Below are 17,776 nucleotides of genomic sequence, written 5' to 3' on the forward strand. Positions count from 1 at the left end.
CAACCCTATTCGGGCTGCGCCGGCGGGCGCTTCGCGCCGCGCGCAGCCGTCTTGCCCGTGCCGCCGCCGCTGCTTCCACCGCTGCCGCTACTTCCGCCGCCGCTTCCGCCACTACTCCGTTTGGCCGCCGGCTTCGCGCGCGGCACGGCCGCTTCGGCGGCGGCCTGCGCCGCCTCGGCCGCCGCCGCGGGCTGGGCCATCGCGAACTGCGCGAGCTGGTTGAATTGCGACTGCAGCAGATTCCACCACGCCGAGGCATCGAAGCCGGGCGGCGGCGCGCCTGCCGCATCGGCGCCGGCTGCTTCCGCCGCGCCCGCGGATTCGGCGGCCTGCGCGCGCGCGCGGTTCGGCTCGGGTTCCGGTGCGCTCTGCGCACTCGACGGACTCATCTGCGACTGCGCGAACGCGCCGAACGCGCGCAGCGTGGAAAGCGTCGCGCGCTGCACTTCGAGCGCCTGGATCGCCGACTGCAGCATGCTCAGATTGAGCTTGAGCCACTGCTCGACGGCGCGCAGATCGGTGATGCGTTTATCGAGCTCCTCGATGTTGGTGAGCGGCGTCATCATGTCGGACATCATCGAAAGCGACGGTCCGAGTCCCTGCGCCGCACCGGGCTCGCTGCCGGGGAATGCGCTGCCGAAGGGCGTGAGGCGCATCATCCCCCACATGCGGTCGAGCATCTCGGCGGGCGGAAAGCCGGGAAAGCCCGGGAACGGCGGCACGGAGCCTGCTGATTCGGTCATGCGGATTCTCCCTCGCAAGGTTGGCCGGCCACGCCGGTCGGCCAGGATAGATAGCCGGTTTGGGCGGGCCCAGGATGAGTGGCTTGCGGCTCGCCGCGACATGCCGTGTCCCGCCGCAGGCCGCGCGCAAGCGCAGATGATTACGCTTCGATCATACCGCGCAGGTTGGTCATGAGCGATCACCGGCGATCACAGACGGTGGCACGCGCATGCGGTCACAGGCGCGCGTGCAGCACGCGCCGCCCCGCTCCCATCAGAACGGATCGCCGCCCGGAAATTCCGGCGCGCGCCGCTCGCGCAGCGACTTCACGCCCTCGTGCACGTCGGGTCCGGCAAAGCCCATGAATTCGAGCGCCAGCGACGTATCGAAATTCGGCCCCGCCTGACGCAGCCAGTTGTTGAGCGCGTACTTGGTCCAGCGCAGCGCGGTCTGCGAGCCGTTCGCGAGACGCTTCGCGACTTCGAACGCCTTGGGCAGCAGGTCGTTCTCGTCCACGGCGAGCGAGACGAGGCCGATGCGCTCGGCCTCCTCGCCGCTCACGGGCTCGCACAGCAGCAGGTAATACTTCGCCTTCGCCATGCCGCACAGGAGCGGCCAGACGATCGCCGCGTGATCGCCCGCCGCGACGCCGAGGCGCGTGTGCCCGTCGATGATGCGCGCCGACTTCGCCGCGATGGAAATGTCGGCGAGCAGGCCCGCCACGAGCCCCGCGCCCACCGCCGGACCGTGCATCGCCGAAACGATGGGCTTGCCGCAGTTGATCACGTTGTAGACGAGGTCGCGCGCCTCGCGCCAGACGCGCGCGCGCACGTCGAAGTGCGTGGCCATGTCCTCGACGAGCGCGAGGTCGCCGCCCGCCGAAAAGCCCTTGCCCTCGCCGCGGATCACGGCCACGCGCGCGTCGGGATCGCGGTCCACGTCGCGCCAGATCTCGGCGAGCTCGCGGTGCATGTTCGCGTCGGCGGTGGCGAGGCTGCTCTTGTTGGCGCCCTCGCCGCTCATCACGATCTCGACGATGCCGTGCTCGTGCCGCCGCACGCGCAGGGCTTGATAGTGGGCGTAAAACGGATCGTTCATGGGCGGCTCCTCAATTGCTTCGGATTGCAGATCATTGGACAAAACATCGGCACAGCATCAATGCGGCTGGTAGACCCATTTACCGTCCTGGATCTCGACCATCACGCGCGCACGCGCGTCGAGTCCCAGGTGGTCGGTGGCGCTCATGTTGACGATGCCGTTGGTGGTGTGCAGCTCGCGCGTCGACTCGATGGCGTCGCGCAGTGCGTGACGAAACGCCGGGGTGCCCGGCGCCGCCGACTTGAGCGCAACCGGAATCGCGCTGCCAAGCAGGAGGCCCGCGTCCCACGTATAGGCGCCGAACGCCGACACGGACCCGGCGCCGTAACGTGCTTCGTAGCGCGAAATATAGTCGAGCGCGAGGCGCCGCTCAGGCTCCCCCTCGGGCAGTTGCGAGGCCACGAGCACGGGGCTCGCGGGCAGGAAGGTGCCGTTGCAGTCGGCGCCGCACACGCGCAGGAAGTCGCGGTTGCCCACGCCGTGGTTGTGATAGATGAGGCCCTTGTAGCCGCGCTCCTTGAGCGCCTTGGGCGGCAGCGCGGCGGGCGTGCCGGCCGCGCCCACCACCACGGCGTCGGGCTTCGCGGCGACGATCTTCAGCGCCTGGCCCGTCACGCTGGGATCGGTGCGATTGAAGCGCTCGCTCGCGACGATCTTGATGCCGCGCGCCTGCGCGGCCTTCGCGACTTCGGCGTAGAAGGCTTCGCCGAGCGCGTCGGCCTGGCCGATATAGGCGATGGTCTTCACGTTGTGCGCGGCCGCGTGCTCGGCGATCGCGCTCGCCATCATCGCGTCGGTCTGCGGCGTCTTGAACATCCAGTGGCGCTTGTCGTCCACGGGCTCGATGATTTTCGCCGACGACGCCAGCGAGATCGTAGGCGTCTCGCCCTGCGCGATCACGTCGAGCATCGCGAGCGTGTTCGGCGTGATCGACGAGCCGATGATGGCGTCCACGTGCTGCTCGTCGATCAGCTTTCTCGTGTCCTGCACGGCCTGGGTGGTGTCGGAGGCGTCGTCGAGCACGATGTACTGGACCTGCTGACCGGCGATCTGCGTGGGCAGCATGGCCGCGGTGTCGCGCGCCGGAATGCCGAGCGATGCGGCCGGGCCCGTGAGCGAAAGCACGAGGCCGATCTTGATCTGCGCGAGCGCGAAGGTGGGCGCCAGAAGGCCGGCGAATGCCGCGCACGGAGCGGCCAGCCGGGAGGTGAGCGAGGAAGCAAAGCGGCGTGGGCGGAAGGACTTCACGGTGTCTCCTGTCGATTGGTATGTCGAGCGTATTCTGCGTACGGCTTCGAATGCGGCCCGTGCCTCATGAATGCGCATGACGCGCGGGCCGCTTGCGCGAGACAGGCCGCCCGGGGAGGCACGCACGCGCGTTCGCCAGTGTAGCCGCACGCAGCGTGGGCGGCATCCGGCGAAACCCTTTCGGATACTTGAGAGCGGGAGACTCGCGACCTCGCGTCGTCAGGGCCGCGTGAGCGTGAACATGGCAGTGAACGACAGCGCCGCGCGCGGCTGCGCCAGCGTGCTCATCACCGCGTGCGTCACTGAGCGTTCGGGCCCGGCGCCACGGCCTGATCGATCGCGCCGAAGATCGAGTGGCCCGCTTCGTCGAGCATCTCGATCTTCACGCTGTCGCCGAACTTCATGAACCCGGTGCGGGCCTCGCCGTGCTCGATCGTCTCGAGGCAGCGCTTCTCGGCGATGCAGCAGTAGCCGCGCTTCGCGTCCTTGTTCGAGACCGTGCCCGACCCGACGATCGCGCCCGCGCGCAGATTGCGCGTCTTCGCGGCATGCGCGATCAACTGGCCGAAGTGGAACACCATGTCGGTGCCCGCATCGGGCTGGCCGACTTTCTTGCCGTTCCAGTACACGAGCATCGGCAGATGCACGCGCCCCTCGCGCCAGTGCTCGCCGAGCTCGTCGGGCGTCACGACGACGGGCGCGAACGAGGTGGCCGGCTTGCTCTGGAAGAAGCCGAAGCCCTTCGCGAGCTCGGCGGGAATGAGGTTGCGCAGCGAGACATCGTTCACGAGCGCGACGAGCCGCACCGCCTTGAGCGCGTCCTCGGCGCTCGCGCCCATCGGCACGTCGCTGGTGATCACGGCGACTTCGGCCTCGAAGTCGATGCCCCAGGCCTCCGATGCGCACACGATGTCGTCGGTCGGGCCGATGAAGTCATCGCTGCCGCCCTGGTACATGAGCGGATCGGTCCAGAACTCGGGCGGCATCTCGGCGCCGCGCGCGCGCCGCACGAGCTCGACGTGATTCACATAGGACGAGCCGTCCGCCCACTGGTAGGCGCGCGGCAGCGGCGCCATGCACGCGCTGGCGTCGAAGCTGAAGGCGTTGCGCGCGCGGCCATGGTTGAGCGTGTCGTAGAGATCGAGCAGTTGCGGCGCGTAGAAGCGCCAGTCGTCGAGCACGCGCTGCAGCGTGGGCGCGATGGCGTCGGCAATGGCGGCGCTGCGCAGGTCGCGGGAAACGACGATCAGCTGACCGTCGCGGGTGCCGTCCTTCAGCGTGGCGAGTTTCATGGAGTGGGGCGTGGATGACGATAGAGGAAATGTATTCTACGATGGTGAATCGGCGCGGCCCAAGGAGACGACGCGCCGGGCGCCGACCACCGAACCAGGAACGCCGAACCCCGAACGCCGACTTTCGAACGCCAGGACCTGCACGACTTCATGCCGCCATCCCGACCCGCCCGCCCTGCCGCTACTCAGGCCACCGTGGCCACGTCCGCCGCCCGCGACACCGAGGACCCCGCCGACCTCGACGACGCCCACGAATCCCACGATGCCGCCGATTCCGCCGACTCCGGCGAAGAGAAACTGCGCTCGGGCATCCAGTCGATCGAAGTGGGCTTCCGGCTGCTCGAAGTGCTGACGAACGAGCCGCGCGCGATGATGCTGCGCGATCTCGCCCAGCGCGCGGGCATGAGCCCGGCGAAGGCGCACCGCTACCTCGTGAGCTTCATGCGCCTCGGCATGGTCGCGCAGGATGCGCTCTCGGGCCGCTACGAACTGGGCGGCTTCGCGCTCCAGCTCGGGCTCGCGCGCCTCGCGCGCGTGGACGGCGTGAAGCTCGCGCGCATCGCGCTCGCCGAGTTGCGCGACGCACTCGACATCACCGTGGGCATCGCCGTATGGGGCAACCAGGGGCCGACCGTCGTCCACTGGATGGAGTCGAGCCATCCGGCCAAGGCCGCGCTCAAGCTCGGCGACGTCATGCCGATGCTCAGCTCCGCCACGGGCCTGCTGTTCGCCGCTTACCTGCCGCGCAGCAAGACCGGGCCGATGATCGAGCGCGAGCTCGGCAGCGCGCAGCACTATTCATCGGGCGCGACGCCGCGCTCGACCGAGGAGCTCGAGCGCGCGCTCGCCGAGGTCCGCGAGCATGGCGCGGCACGCGTGGAAGGCATGTTGCTGCCGACCATCCACGCGTTCTGCACGCCGGTCTTCGACTCGACGGGCGATCTCGCGCTCGGGCTCATCGCGCTCGGCCATGAAGGCGCGTTCGATATCGCCTGGAACGGCGCCGTCGATTGCGCGCTGCGCGCCTGTGCGCAGAAGCTTTCGTATGAATTGGGGTACAGCCCCGTTGAACGCTGACCGGTTGCAACGGTCGAGGCTTTCTACAGCCCATGCGCGTCTCGTGTCACAGTAGCTGCATCCCACGCGCTGGCGCCCTGAGTCCTTTTTGAGCCCGATGTCCACTTCCGCCGCCGACCGTCAAGCCGATCGCGCCCGCCCCGCACCGCCGCGCCGCCGCACACGCGCGTGGCGCTGGGTGGCCGTGTTCGTCGCCGTGACCGCGCTGCACTGGCTCGCGGCGGAATGGTTCGAACGCCATCACGGCGCGCCGCCGCCGCTCGCGCCAGTGCGCGTGCCCGTGCAGGTGGCCCTGCTCAAGCCCGAGCGCATCGAGCAGCAGGCGCGGCCCGCCGCGCCCGCGCCGGCAAAGCCGAAGCCCGCGGCATCCGCGAGGCCGAAGCGCGCGCCGAGCGCGCCTCACACGCTGCAGGCCGTCGCGCCGCCCGCGCCGCATCCGAAGGCGCCCGCCGCGCCTGAAGCACCGCAGGCCGCATCGGCTGCGGCCCCGCAGAGCGCATCGGCAGCCACCGCGAGCGGCGCGACCGGAACAAGCGGCGCGGCTGCCGCGCCAGGCAACGGCAGCAATCCGTCCGCGCAGGCCCAGCAGGCCTCGCATGGCGTGAAATTCTCGGTGCCGCCTTCGGGCGAGCTCCAGTACGACACGTTCTTCAACGGCGCGCGCAATCAGCCGGGCACGATCCACTGGAAGAGTGACGGCAAGCGCTACGAGATGGTGGTGTCGATACCGCTGCCCTTCGTCGGCACATTCAGCTGGACGAGCCGCGGCCACGTGGATGCGTTCGGCCTCGCGCCGGACCAGTACATCGAACAGCGCGGCCGCCGTCCCGCGGACTTCACGATCTTCAACCGCAATGAGAAGCAGATCGTTTTCACGCGCACGCCGAATTCGCTCGCGCTGCCCGACGGCGCGCAGGACCGCTTCAGCATGGTGATGCAGCTCGCGAGTCTCGTGCGCGGCGACCCCGACGCCTACAAGCCCGGCGTTACGCGCGAGTTCTATGTCGCCGACAACGACAGCGGCGAGACCTGGCCCATCACCACCATCGGCGACGAAATGGTGAGCACGGACCACGGCTTCGTGACGGCGCGCCACTTCATGCGGCTGCCGCGCCGCGAAGGCGACAAGCGCCGCATCGACGTGTGGCTCGCGCCCTCGCTCGGCTGGCTCCCGGTGCGGCTCGTGCAGACCGAACCGAACGGCACCCAGGTCGAATTATTGTGGCGCGGCGCGCTTAGCGTGCCGACGGCATCGAACGATATGAGCGATGCCGCGCCGGGCGCGAGCGGTGCGGAAAGCGGTGTCGCGAACGGCGCGGCAAACGATGCGACGAATCATGCTGCGAGCGCAGCGACGCAGGGGGCGCCGATGGGCGCCGCGACGTCCTCGCCCTCGCCGCAAGGAGCGGCACCGGCCACCACGAACGCGACGCCGGCCGATGCGAACGGCGCCACGACGCCGGCGCCGTCACCGTCCGAGGCGCCTTCGCCCACGTCGCCGCCGGCGACACAGTCGGCGCCGCCATCAGCGCCACAAACGGAACCGCAACCGGCACCTCAAATGCCATCGCAACCGTCGACGCCCGACGCATCGCCAGCACCTCCCGCCGACGCGCCAATGCACCCCTGAGCGGCCTGCCCCACACAAGCGCGCAACAAAGTCGCTCACGGGGCGACGATGCCGGCCGTTCTGTCCACACGTTTGCGTGAAATAGCGCATACTGAAAATCATCGAAGCGCCCCGCATCGAATGCACGCGAGGTCGACCAACACGAACCTACGAATCCACTGACGAAAAGCTTCGAACGCATCCGCCCGCGCGCCCCACACACGACAACCGCGCCCAGGCGGCCAGGCAGCACATGACGATGCAACACGCGATGCAACACGGATAGCGCCATGAACGTGGCCGCCCTCGCATCAGCGCAGCCTTCGGGCGCGCCATTTGCGCTACGGTAGTGACGTTCACGCAGGAACTCGCAATCGCCTGAACTCCCGAGCCGAAGGTCAAGGAGGAACGCATGCAAGCGACTGTCAACGGCATCGATACGCGCTACGTCTTCGAAGACCGCAGCGGCGGTCCCGTGCTGACCTTCATTCATCAGCTCGGCGGCGACCTCACCGTGTGGGACACCCTCGCGGGACATTTCCGGCATCGCTATAGCGTGCTGCGCTACGACGTGCGCGGCCATGGAGCGAGCGCCGTCTCGCGCGCCGCGTTCGGCTTTCGCGAACTCGCCGCCGATCTCGCCGCGCTGCTCGACGCGCAAGGCATCGAAACGACCCATCTCGTTGGCATGTCGATGGGCGGCATGATCGCGCAGCAGTTCGCGCTCGACCATGCAATGCCCGATGCAACCTCCGACACGACAGACCCAACAACGGGCACGAACTCACGCGCACGTACGCTCACGCTCTGCGATACCGCGAGCCGCACGCCGCCCGAGGCACGCGCGGCATGGAACGAACGTGCCGCGCTGGTTCGCAGCGAAGGTCTCGCGGCGCTCGCCGATACGACGATCGCGCGCTGGCTGACCGCCGGCTTTCGTCTAACACATCGCGATACGGCCGCACAAATATGTGACGTTTTATTACGGACGCCTGCAGAAGGTTATGCACGCGCATGCGAAGCGCTGCGCGATTTCGACGTTCACGAACGACTCGCGCAGTTGCGCGTACCCACGCTCGCCGTGGCCGGACGCCATGACACCGGCACGCCGCCTGCGTTGACGGAAGCACTGGCGCAAGCGATACCGGGCGCGCGCTATGAATTGCTCGATGCCGCGCATCTGGCCCCGGTAGAAGAATCTCACAGTTTCGCAGCCCTGCTTGAAACGTTTCTTGGGCAGTATGTCTAAATGTTGCACCCGGTTTGTTGCACCCTTAAAAGAAGGAGAAAAGCGTTAATAGGGAAGGCATTCGGATAAAGAGGTGATGTGGGACCCACCCCTTGAATTCCAGAACGAACGCTCCATGTATCGGTACAAGCAGTGAGGGAGCACAGGAAAAAGGAGTGTCGCCATGCAAATGATCTACAACAGTCCCAACTATTGCGTCGTCGAGTTTCCCCCGCAGGATGGCCACGTCGCCATGTGCTCGGGAGGCTACGAGATCGTCGATAAAAATGCGCGGCGTGAAATCTTCATCGACGGCGCGATGGCGGCACGTTTTCGCGAAGACGTGCAGAAGCTGATGGACGAAGAGCAGTCGCTGGACGAGGTGGACGAATTCCTCGGACAGTTCGACAGCCTCATGCAACAACCCGTAGTGCTTCATTGACGCGCGCGACTGATGCTGTCCGGCACACACTGCAATTGAAGTGCTCACGCCGGCGGTCAGCGAGCAGTCAAGCAGACGGCGCACACGCTCAGGTAATACATAGACAACACCCAGCGCCCTCACCGCTACACAGGCAACACCCCACTCAGGGAACCCCGTCCGGCCGCAAGCCGCGCGGGGTTTTCTTTTTTGGGGCTGTCCGCAGCCGCGATTGCTGGCGTTGCGCTGCCGCTGTACGGCCATCGCACGGTCCAGCGGCGCGCCAGCGAAGCGCTCCGGCTGCCGTTACAATGATGGGTTTCCCAGTCCAACCGGCGCTTTTGCCCGCCCGCCATCCATGAACCAGCCTGCCGAACACGCTTCGCGCCCCATCGGGGCCGCCCCGGGGGCCACCCCGTACACGCGCGGCGCCGCGCTGCCCGCCCTGCTCGCTTCGCGCATCCTGATCCTCGACGGCGCGATGGGCACGATGATCCAGCGCTACAAGCTCGATGAAGCCGCCTACCGCGGCGAGCGCTTCAAGGACTATCCGCGAGACATCAAGGGCAACAACGAGCTGCTCTCGATCACGCAGCCGCAGATCATCAGCGAGATCCACGAGCAGTATCTCGCCGCGGGCGCGGACATCATCGAGACCAACACGTTCGGCGCGACCACGGTGGCGCAGGACGACTACGGCATGGGCGAGCTCGCCGTCGAGATGAACCTCGAATCGGCGAAGCTCGCGCGCGCCGCGTGCGACAAATACTCGACGCCGGACAAGCCGCGCTTCGTCGCGGGCGCCATCGGACCGACGCCGAAGACCGCGAGCATCTCGCCCGACGTCAACGATCCGGGCGCGCGCAACGTCACCTTCGAAGAGCTGCGCGCCGCGTACTACGAGCAGGCGAAGGCGCTCATGGACGGCGGCTGCGACCTGTTCCTCGTCGAGACGATCTTCGACACGCTCAACGCCAAGGCCGCGCTGTTCGCACTCGATCAGTTGTTCGAAGATTCGGGCGAGAACCTGCCCATCATGATCTCGGGCACCGTCACCGACGCCTCGGGCCGCATTCTCTCGGGGCAGACCGTCGAGGCATTCTGGAATTCGCTGCGCCATGCGAAGCCGCTCACGTTCGGCCTGAACTGCGCGCTAGGCGCGGCGCTCATGCGCCCGTACATCGCCGAGCTCGCGAAGCTGTGCGACACCTGGGTGTCGTGCTATCCGAACGCGGGGCTGCCGAACCCGATGAGCGACACCGGCTTCGACGAAACGCCGGCGGATACCTCGGCGCTCCTCAAGGAATTCGCCTCGGCCGGCCTCGTGAACGTCGCGGGCGGCTGCTGCGGCACGACGCCCGAGCATATCGCCGCGATCGCGAAGGCGCTCGCCGAAATCAAGCCGCGCCGCTGGCCCGGGCAGTATCGCGACGCTGCATGATGCCGAGGCCAGGCAGCGACGCTGGCCGTCCGGCCAGGTGACGCCGGTTTCGCCCGAGGCACACAATAGGCGCGTAATGATTGCTGGCGGAGAATGACCTTGCTGCGCGCCGTTGACGGAAATCCAGACATGATTGCCATCTCGAAACTCACGATCGCCGGATACAAATCCATACGCGACTTGCGCGAGTTCGAGTTGCGTGATCTGAACGTGCTGATCGGCGCGAACGGCTCGGGAAAGTCGAACTTCATCGGCTTTTTCCGGATGCTGGCGGAGATCTATGGCCAGCGGCTTCAGGCCTACGTGCAGAAGCAAGGCGGCCCCGATGCGCTGCTGCATTACGGGCGCAAGCGCACGTCGCGAATCGAAGGGCTGTTGAGCTTCGGCCAGCATGCCGGCCCGTACTTCTTCGAGCTCGAACCCACGGCGGACAATCGCCTCATATTCGATACAGAGCTCGTGGGCCTCGGTGTAGACCCGGGCCCGGGCCATCGCGGCGCCTCGGAGTCATGGATACCCGATGCAGGAAAAATGTTCGATACATGGCGCGAGGCCGGAAGGGGCATCGACCCCGGCACGCAAGAACGTCTTCTCGCCATGCTTCCGCCGATCGATCGCCTGCGCGTCTACCACTTCCACGACACGAGCGAATCGGCGCTCGTCAAGCAGGTCCACGCGACGAATGACAATCTGCGCCTGAAAAGCGACGCGTCCAATCTCGCACCGTTTCTGCGCATGCTGCGCGAACACCACAATGGCTACTACCGCGCCATCGTGGATTCCATCCGGCTTGTTGCGCCCTTCTTCGACGACTTCGTCTATCGCGAGGGCAACCCCGCGACCGTCGAACTCGAATGGACCGAGAAAGGCGACCCGGACACGCCGTTCAAGGCTCACGTGCTCTCGGACGGCACGCTGCGGTTCATCTGTCTTGCCACGCTCCTGCAACAGCCCGCCGAACTGATGCCGCCCGTCGTCCTGCTCGACGAGCCGGAACTCGGCCTGCATCCGTTCGCGATCAACGTGCTCGCCGACCTGTTCAAGCTCGCTGCGGAGCAAACGCAGTTGATCGTCGCAACGCAATCGGCCCCGTTGCTCAGTTGCCTCGAGCCGGAAGACGTGATCGTCGTCGATCGAAAGGACAACGCATCGACCTTCCGGCGCCTGAGCGAAGCAGAACTCCACACGTGGCTCAACGACTACTCGCCCGGCGAACTGTGGGAAATGAACGTGCTCGGCGGGAGGCCCGCATAATGGTCGATCTGGTCATTCTGGGCGAGGGGCAGACCGAGGAGGTCTTCGTTCGCGAGGTACTGGCTCCCGAGTTTGAAGCACTACTATTCTCGGACGTGCGCAGATTCGGGGAAGTCACGCCTCAGTGGATCGACTTCGAACATGAGCTCGAACGCATTCGGGCCGACTTCGAAACGCCCGAGCATATCAACGACTCGCCGTTCACCGCGCCGTCGAAGCGGCTGACGAACCTGCTCACGCCGACGTACCAGAAAACAAGGCACGGCCCCGTCATCGCCAAACGAATCGGCCTTGCCACCCTGCGCGCCGCCTGCCCGCATTTTGGCGCCTGGATCCGCAAGCTGACGGCCCTGCAACCCCTTTGATCGCACCTCAACGACCATGACTGACCATACCCTGCGACTCTCCGGCCTCGAGCCCTTCAACGTGAACGAAGGAACGCTCTTCATCAACGTCGGCGAGCGCACCAACGTGACCGGCTCGAAAGCCTTCGCGCGCATGATCCTCAACGGCCAGTTCGACGAGGCGCTCGCGGTCGCGCGCCAGCAGGTCGAGAACGGCGCGCAGGTCATCGACGTCAACATGGACGAAGCGATGCTCGACTCGAAGGCGGCGATGGTGCGCTTCATGAACCTGATCGCCTCCGAGCCCGACATCGCGCGCGTGCCGATCATGATCGACTCGTCGAAGTGGGACGTGATTGAAGCGGGCCTGCAGTGCGTGCAGGGCAAGGCCATCGTCAACTCGATCTCGCTCAAGGAAGGCAAGGAGCAGTTCGTCCATCACGCGAAGCTCATTCGCCGCTACGGCGCGGCGAGCGTCGTGATGGCCTTCGACGAGCAGGGCCAGGCCGACACGTTCGCGCGCAAGACCCAGATCTGCAAGCGCTCGTACGACATCCTCGTAAACGAAGTGGGTTTCGCGCCCGAAGACATCATCTTCGATCCGAACATCTTCGCGGTGGCGACCGGCATCGAGGAGCACAACAACTACGCGGTGGACTTCATCGAGGCCACGCGCTGGATCAAGAAGAATCTGCCCTACGCGAAGATCAGCGGCGGCGTCTCGAACGTCTCGTTCTCGTTCCGCGGCAACGACCCGGTGCGCGAAGCGATTCACACGGTGTTCCTCTACTACGCCATTCAGGCGGGCATGGACATGGGCATCGTGAACGCGGGCCAGCTTGGCGTCTACGCCGACCTCGACGCCGAGCTGCGCGATCGCGTGGAAGACGTGGTGCTCAACCGCCGCCCCGACGCGACCGACCGTCTGCTCGAAATCGCCGACAAGTTCAAGACCGGCGCCGCGAAGAAGGAAGAGAACCTCGAGTGGCGCAATCAGGAAGTCGAGAAGCGTCTCGCGCACGCGCTCGTGCATGGCATCACGAATTTCATTGTCGAGGACACCGAAGAAGCGCGCCAGAAGATCATGGGCGGCGGCGGCCGCCCGATCAACGTGATCGAAGGCCCGCTCATGGACGGCATGAACATCGTCGGCGACCTGTTCGGCCAGGGCAAGATGTTCCTGCCGCAGGTCGTGAAGTCGGCGCGCGTGATGAAGCAAGCCGTGGCGCACCTGATTCCGTTCATCGAGGAAGAAAAGCGCCGGCTCGCCGAAGCGGGCGGCGACGTGCGCGCGAAGGGCAAGATCGTCATCGCGACGGTGAAGGGCGACGTGCACGACATCGGCAAGAACATCGTCTCGGTGGTGCTCCAGTGCAATAACTTCGAAGTGGTCAACATGGGCGTGATGGTCCCGTGCAACGAGATTCTCGCGAAGGCGAAGGTCGAGGGCGCGGATATCGTCGGCCTCTCGGGGCTCATTACGCCCTCGCTAGAGGAAATGGCCTACGTGGCGAGCGAAATGCAGCGCGACGACTATTTCCGCGTGAAGAAGATTCCGCTCCTGATCGGCGGCGCGACCACGTCGCGCGTGCATACGGCCGTGAAGATCGCGCCGCATTACGAAGGGCCGGTGGTGTACGTGCCGGACGCGTCGCGTTCGGTTTCGGTCGCATCGAGCCTGCTTTCGGACGAAGGCGCGACGAAGTACCTCGACGAACTGAAGAGCGACTACGACCGCATCCGCGACCAGCACGCCAACAAGAAGGCGCAGCCGATGGTCACGCTCGAAGAAGCGCGCGCGAACAAGACGAAGATCGACTGGGCGAACTTCCAGCCCGTGAAGCCGAAGTTCCTCGGTCGCCGCGTGTTCAAGAACTTCGATCTCAACGAGCTCGCGAATTACATCGACTGGGGCCCGTTCTTCCAGACCTGGGACCTCGCGGGTCCGTATCCGCAGATTCTCAACGACGAGATCGTGGGCGAGTCGGCGCGCCGCGTGTTCTCCGACGCGAAGTCGATGCTTTCGCGCCTGATTCAGGGGCGCTGGCTCCAGGCCAACGGCGTGATCGCGCTGCTGCCCGCGAACACCGTCAACGACGACGACATCGAGATCTACACCGACGAGTCGCGCACCGAAGTCGCGCTCACGTGGCGCAATCTGCGCCAGCAGTCGGTGCGTCCCGTGGTCGACGGCGTGATGCGCCCGAACCGCTCGCTCGCTGACTTCATCGCGCCGAAGGAGTCGGGCGTGGCCGACTATATCGGCATGTTCGCGGTCACGGCCGGTATCGGCGTCGACGTGAAGGAAGCGCAGTTCCAGAAGGATCTCGACGACTACAGCGCGATCATGCTCAAGGCGCTCGCGGACCGCTTCGCGGAAGCGTTCGCCGAGGCCATGCACGCGCGCGTGCGCCGCGACCTGTGGGGCTACGCGGCCAACGAGACGCTCGACAACGACGCGCTGATCGCCGAGAAGTACGTGGGCATTCGCCCGGCGCCGGGCTATCCGGCCTGCCCGGACCACCTCGTGAAGCGCGACATGTTCGAGTTCCTGCAGGCGAACGAGGTGGGCATGAGCGTGACGGAATCGCTCGCGATGCTGCCGGCGGCGAGCGTTTCGGGTTTCTATCTCGCGCATCCGGACAGCACCTACTTCACGCTGGGCAAGATCGGCCAGGACCAGCTCGCCGACTTCGCACGCCGCATGGCGCTGTCCGACCAGGACGCGCGGCGCGCGCTCGCGCCGCTGCTCTAAAGACGCCGGCGGGGCGTTTCGGTGCGCCCCGGTTGCCCCCCTTTAACGCGGAAGGCGGCTTGCAACGGCCCGCGGCAACCATCATCGGCGTGGCCCGACATACGGAAACCGATAGCCTGAATATTTCGCGCACGCGAATTCTCGGCTTTTTTTCGGCTTTGTAAGATGGCCGCGCAGCACCCAAAGCCCAACGCGGCATGCATCATCCGGCGCCGCGCCGGCTCGTTCATCAGCAAGTCCTTAATAACACCGTTGCCCGGAGATATCGTATGAAGAAGCTGATGTTGATGTTGACCGCCTTCGGCGTCGCGGCGCTCGCACAGCCGTCGTTTGCCCAGCCGGCGTCCCAGCCAGCCGTCGTCCATCAGGAAGCGAGCGCCGCAACGTCGTATTCGGCCCCCACGCAGAAACACGTGAAAAAGCCGAAGAAAAAGAAGGTAAAGAAGGGCGCCGCATCGGCTTCCTCGACGGCCGAGCCGGCCGCCGCGAGCCAGTAAGCTGCGCGCCGACGCGCGCCGCAAGCCGCGTAGAAACGTAAGCACCAAAGCAAAGAGCCCGTACAGTTCGCTGTACGGGCTCTTTGCTTTCGGGATCCGAGGCCAAGGCGCCTTGCGCCAAGGCACGCCTGCCGCGCAGAGGCCGCGCGACAACGCGCACAGCCCTGCTCCACTACCGCTCAAACACCCCAGAGGACGTCGTTGTCTTCCTTCTTCGCCGCGCGCAGCATGTCGAGGAACGGAAATGCGCGTTGCGCGAGGCCCGGAGGCAGTTCGTGATGCTCGTGGCCTTCCTCGCCTTCGTGGAAATGACCTTCGTGCTCGGCGCGTTCTTTCTTGTCGGTGGCGATGGCCGCTTCGAGCTTGCCGATGGCCGTCTCGAGCTCGTCATGGGTAATGACGCCGCGCGGACCGAGCCGTTTGCCGATGATGCCGAGGAGGTACTGAGCCAGGTTTTCCAGCATCGTCACGTCGGGCGACGCATGACATTTGAATGTAACCAGCATGTCTGTTTCCCTTTCTGTTTTTTTGAGGTCCGCCTTGATTCTCCGAACCCGCTGCGCGCCGTTGCAGCATGGGCTGCAAATGACGGGGCGCGAGCGGCAAGGCGCGGCTGGAGAAGCCCAACCCGGCAAGGCGTCGGGCGCCGCAATGCGGCGTCCCCCTGCCGGGCTTCTCATTTCACATATTAGCACCTGCTAAAATCCGTCTGGACGGAATTACCCGCAGGGCGCGGCCGCGCGCCGAAGTGAGCGAAAAGCGGCGCAAAATGCGATGCCGACGTCCCGGCGCCCGCCTTGCGCGCCGCTACGGCCGGCCTGGTTGCCCCGCCTGTCCCCCCGGTGAAAGGCGCGATCACGAGAAAGGCGCAAGCACGACGGCGGCCACGCCAGCCATGCCATCGCGGCGGCCAGCCCCGCACCCCATTACCCGCACAGGACCTGCAACAAGCATGCTGCCCGCACAGAAACTCACCCTGGAGACCTTGCTCGCCGACGCCGTCGCCCAGGTGGCCAAAGCCACCGAAGGCGCCACCGAGGCTGCATTCGTCATTCCCGCCATCGCGCTCGAGCGCCCGAAGGTCGCCGCGCACGGCGACGTCGCCTGCAACGTGGCGATGCAGCTCGCCAAGCCGCTGCGCACCAATCCGCGCGCGCTGGCCCAGCAGATCGTCGATGCCGTGAAGACGCTGCCCGCGGCGGCCGGCCTGATCGCCGATGCCGAAGTGGCCGGCCCCGGCTTCATCAACCTGCGCCTCACCGCCGACGCGAAGCGCGCCGTGCTGAACGCCGTGTTCGCCGAAGGCGCCGCGTTCGGCCAGTCGAAGCGCGACGCCGGCAAGCATGTGCTCGTGGAGTTCGTCTCGGCCAACCCCACGGGCCCGCTGCACGTCGGCCACGGCCGCCAGGCCGCGCTCGGCGACGCCATCTCGAACGTGCTCGCCTCGCAGGGCTACGACGTGCACCGCGAGTTCTACTACAACGACGCGGGCGTGCAGATCGGCAACCTCGCGATCTCCACCCAGGCGCGCGCGCGGGGCCTGAAGCCCGGCGACGCCGGCTGGCCCGAAGCGGCCTATAACGGCGAATACATCGCCGACATCGCACGCGACTATCTCGCGGGCGAAACGGTGGGCGCGAAGGACGGCGAGCCCGTGAAGGGCGCGCAGGACCCCGAGGACCTCGAAGCGATCCGCCGCTTCGCCGTGGCCTATCTGCGCCACGAGCAGGATCTCGACCTCCAGGCGTTCGGCGTGAAGTTCGACCGCTACTACCTCGAATCGTCGCTGTACACGGAAGGCCGCGTCGAGAAGACCGTCGAGGCGCTCATCGCCTCGGGCCAGACCTACGAGCAGGACGGCGCGCTGTGGCTCAAGACCACCGACTACGGCGACGACAAGGACCGCGTGATGCGCAAGTCCGACGGCACCTACACGTACTTCCTGCCCGACGTCGCCTATCACGTGACCAAGTGGGAGCGCGGCTTCACCAAGGTCATCAACATCCAGGGCTCGGACCACCACGGCACCATCGCGCGCGTGCGCGCGGGCCTGCAGGCGCTCGGCGTGGGCATTCCGAAGGGCTACCCCGACTACGTGCTGCACAAGATGGTCACGGTGATGCGCGACGGCCAGGAAGTGAAGATCTCCAAGCGCGCGGGCAGCTACGTAACCGTGCGCGACCTGATCGAATGGTCGGGCGGCGCGAATCCGGGCAGCGAAGTCGCGCCCGATCTGCTCGACGAAGCGACCATCCGCCGCGGCCGCGACGCCGTGCGCTTTTTCCTCATCTCGCGCAAGGCCGACACCGAGTTCGTGTTCGACATCGACCTCGCGCTGAAGGAAAACGACGAAAACCCCGTCTATTACGTGCAGTACGCGCACGCGCGCATCTCGTCGATTCTCGGCGACTGGCAGGGCAAGCACGGCGGCAAGCTGGCCGCGCTGCCCAAGGTCGATCTCAAGCCGCTCGATAGCGAGCGCGCGCTCGCGCTGATCGCGAAGCTGGCCGAGTTCCCCGACATGCTCACGCATGCGGCCACCGAACTCGCGCCGCACGCCGTGGCGTTCTACCTGCGCGAACTCGCGGCTGAGTTTCACTCGTTCTACAATGCCGAACGCGTTCTCGTCGACGATGCGGCCGTGCGCGACGCGCGCGTGGCGCTCCTCGCGGCCACGCGCCAGGTGCTCGCGAACGGCCTCGCGGTGATCGGCGTCTCGGCGCCGGAGCGCATGTGACGCGCAGGTAGCACGATTCGCGAAGCGACATGTTTGGGGCGCGTCCGCGTGC

General features: G+C 66.4%; 15 protein-coding genes. 10 read left to right on the top strand and 5 right to left on the bottom strand.

What is annotated here, in order from left to right; genetic code table 11:
- Positions 1-5: 5 nt before the first annotated feature.
- The 4 genes from U5775_RS15580 to U5775_RS15595 form a co-directional block, all read right to left on the bottom strand.
- Positions 6-743, bottom strand: a complete 738-nt coding sequence (locus U5775_RS15580; protein WP_322059006.1) for a PhaM family polyhydroxyalkanoate granule multifunctional regulatory protein — start codon at positions 741-743, stop codon at positions 6-8.
- Between the two features lie 253 nt (positions 744-996).
- Positions 997-1,821 carry an enoyl-CoA hydratase/isomerase family protein gene (locus tag U5775_RS15585; protein WP_322059007.1) on the bottom strand — a complete coding sequence of 275 codons (825 nt, stop codon included), beginning with the start codon at positions 1,819-1,821 and terminating at the stop codon, positions 997-999.
- Positions 1,822-1,878: 57 nt separating this feature from the next.
- Positions 1,879-3,021 carry an ABC transporter substrate-binding protein gene (locus tag U5775_RS15590; protein ID WP_322059082.1) on the bottom strand — a complete coding sequence of 381 codons (1,143 nt, stop codon included), beginning with the start codon at positions 3,019-3,021 and terminating at the stop codon, positions 1,879-1,881.
- A gap of 347 nt (positions 3,022-3,368) precedes the next feature.
- Positions 3,369-4,361: a fumarylacetoacetate hydrolase family protein gene (locus U5775_RS15595; RefSeq protein ID WP_322059008.1), complete on the bottom strand. Its 993-nt coding sequence runs from the start codon at positions 4,359-4,361 to the stop codon at positions 3,369-3,371.
- A 150-nt stretch (positions 4,362-4,511) separates the two neighbouring features.
- Between U5775_RS15595 and U5775_RS15600 the strand changes: the two genes are divergently transcribed.
- From U5775_RS15600 to U5775_RS15640, 9 genes are all read left to right on the top strand, one after another.
- Complete coding sequence (locus tag U5775_RS15600; RefSeq protein ID WP_415913584.1) at positions 4,512-5,438, top strand: IclR family transcriptional regulator; 927 nt, start codon at positions 4,512-4,514, stop codon at positions 5,436-5,438.
- Positions 5,439-5,535: 97 nt separating this feature from the next.
- Positions 5,536-7,068, top strand: a complete 1,533-nt coding sequence (locus U5775_RS15605; RefSeq protein WP_322059010.1) for a DUF3108 domain-containing protein — start codon at positions 5,536-5,538, stop codon at positions 7,066-7,068.
- 391 nt (positions 7,069-7,459) lie between these two features.
- Positions 7,460-8,296, top strand: a complete 837-nt coding sequence (locus U5775_RS15610) for an alpha/beta fold hydrolase (protein WP_322059011.1) — start codon at positions 7,460-7,462, stop codon at positions 8,294-8,296.
- A 163-nt stretch (positions 8,297-8,459) separates the two neighbouring features.
- On the top strand, positions 8,460-8,717 hold the full coding sequence (locus U5775_RS15615) for a DUF3567 domain-containing protein (RefSeq protein ID WP_238467230.1): 258 nt from the start codon (positions 8,460-8,462) through the stop codon (positions 8,715-8,717).
- Positions 8,718-9,054: 337 nt separating this feature from the next.
- Positions 9,055-10,137 carry a homocysteine S-methyltransferase family protein gene (locus tag U5775_RS15620; RefSeq protein ID WP_322059012.1) on the top strand — a complete coding sequence of 361 codons (1,083 nt, stop codon included), beginning with the start codon at positions 9,055-9,057 and terminating at the stop codon, positions 10,135-10,137.
- Positions 10,138-10,266: 129 nt separating this feature from the next.
- On the top strand, positions 10,267-11,391 hold the full coding sequence (locus U5775_RS15625) for an AAA family ATPase (protein ID WP_322059013.1): 1,125 nt from the start codon (positions 10,267-10,269) through the stop codon (positions 11,389-11,391).
- Entirely contained in the window at positions 11,391-11,756 is a 366-nt protein-coding gene (locus tag U5775_RS15630) for a DUF4276 family protein (protein ID WP_322059014.1), read from the top strand. Before U5775_RS15625 ends, U5775_RS15630 begins: the two co-directional genes overlap by 1 nt.
- Before the next feature lie 16 nt (positions 11,757-11,772).
- Positions 11,773-14,490, top strand: coding sequence for a methionine synthase (gene metH, locus U5775_RS15635; RefSeq protein WP_322059015.1), 2,718 nt, complete (start codon positions 11,773-11,775; stop codon positions 14,488-14,490).
- Between the two features lie 269 nt (positions 14,491-14,759).
- Positions 14,760-14,987, top strand: a complete 228-nt coding sequence (locus U5775_RS15640) for an acid-shock protein (RefSeq protein ID WP_322059016.1) — start codon at positions 14,760-14,762, stop codon at positions 14,985-14,987.
- A 179-nt stretch (positions 14,988-15,166) separates the two neighbouring features.
- Here U5775_RS15640 and U5775_RS15645 read toward each other — a convergent pair whose 3' ends face one another.
- Positions 15,167-15,493 carry a DUF1840 domain-containing protein gene (locus tag U5775_RS15645; RefSeq protein ID WP_322059017.1) on the bottom strand — a complete coding sequence of 109 codons (327 nt, stop codon included), beginning with the start codon at positions 15,491-15,493 and terminating at the stop codon, positions 15,167-15,169.
- A gap of 446 nt (positions 15,494-15,939) precedes the next feature.
- Between U5775_RS15645 and argS the strand changes: the two genes are divergently transcribed.
- Positions 15,940-17,724 carry an arginine--tRNA ligase gene (argS, locus tag U5775_RS15650; RefSeq protein ID WP_322059018.1) on the top strand — a complete coding sequence of 595 codons (1,785 nt, stop codon included), beginning with the start codon at positions 15,940-15,942 and terminating at the stop codon, positions 17,722-17,724.
- The last annotated feature ends 52 nt before the right edge of the window (positions 17,725-17,776 follow it).

It is taken from the genome of Paraburkholderia sp. J63 (assembly GCF_905220245.1).
Taxonomy (GTDB): domain Bacteria; phylum Pseudomonadota; class Gammaproteobacteria; order Burkholderiales; family Burkholderiaceae; genus Paraburkholderia.

What these genes read in the sequence shown, in the direction of transcription:
- U5775_RS15600 (WP_415913584.1), top strand. Translation starts at nt 4,512, where the DNA reads ATGCCGCCATCCCGACCCGCCCGCCCTGCCGCTACTCAGGCCACCGTG.
- U5775_RS15605 (WP_322059010.1), top strand. Translation starts at nt 5,536, where the DNA reads ATGTCCACTTCCGCCGCCGACCGTCAAGCCGATCGCGCCCGCCCCGCA.
- argS (WP_322059018.1), top strand. Translation starts at nt 15,940, where the DNA reads ATGCTGCCCGCACAGAAACTCACCCTGGAGACCTTGCTCGCCGACGCC.
- metH (WP_322059015.1), top strand. Translation starts at nt 11,773, where the DNA reads ATGACTGACCATACCCTGCGACTCTCCGGCCTCGAGCCCTTCAACGTG.
- U5775_RS15620 (WP_322059012.1), top strand. Translation starts at nt 9,055, where the DNA reads ATGAACCAGCCTGCCGAACACGCTTCGCGCCCCATCGGGGCCGCCCCG.
- U5775_RS15615 (WP_238467230.1), top strand. Translation starts at nt 8,460, where the DNA reads ATGCAAATGATCTACAACAGTCCCAACTATTGCGTCGTCGAGTTTCCC.
- U5775_RS15580 (WP_322059006.1), bottom strand. Translation starts at nt 743, where the DNA reads ATGACCGAATCAGCAGGCTCCGTGCCGCCGTTCCCGGGCTTTCCCGGC.
- U5775_RS15595 (WP_322059008.1), bottom strand. Translation starts at nt 4,361, where the DNA reads ATGAAACTCGCCACGCTGAAGGACGGCACCCGCGACGGTCAGCTGATC.
- U5775_RS15625 (WP_322059013.1), top strand. Translation starts at nt 10,267, where the DNA reads ATGATTGCCATCTCGAAACTCACGATCGCCGGATACAAATCCATACGC.
- U5775_RS15585 (WP_322059007.1), bottom strand. Translation starts at nt 1,821, where the DNA reads ATGAACGATCCGTTTTACGCCCACTATCAAGCCCTGCGCGTGCGGCGG.
- U5775_RS15640 (WP_322059016.1), top strand. Translation starts at nt 14,760, where the DNA reads ATGAAGAAGCTGATGTTGATGTTGACCGCCTTCGGCGTCGCGGCGCTC.
- U5775_RS15610 (WP_322059011.1), top strand. Translation starts at nt 7,460, where the DNA reads ATGCAAGCGACTGTCAACGGCATCGATACGCGCTACGTCTTCGAAGAC.
- U5775_RS15630 (WP_322059014.1), top strand. Translation starts at nt 11,391, where the DNA reads ATGGTCGATCTGGTCATTCTGGGCGAGGGGCAGACCGAGGAGGTCTTC.
- U5775_RS15645 (WP_322059017.1), bottom strand. Translation starts at nt 15,493, where the DNA reads ATGCTGGTTACATTCAAATGTCATGCGTCGCCCGACGTGACGATGCTG.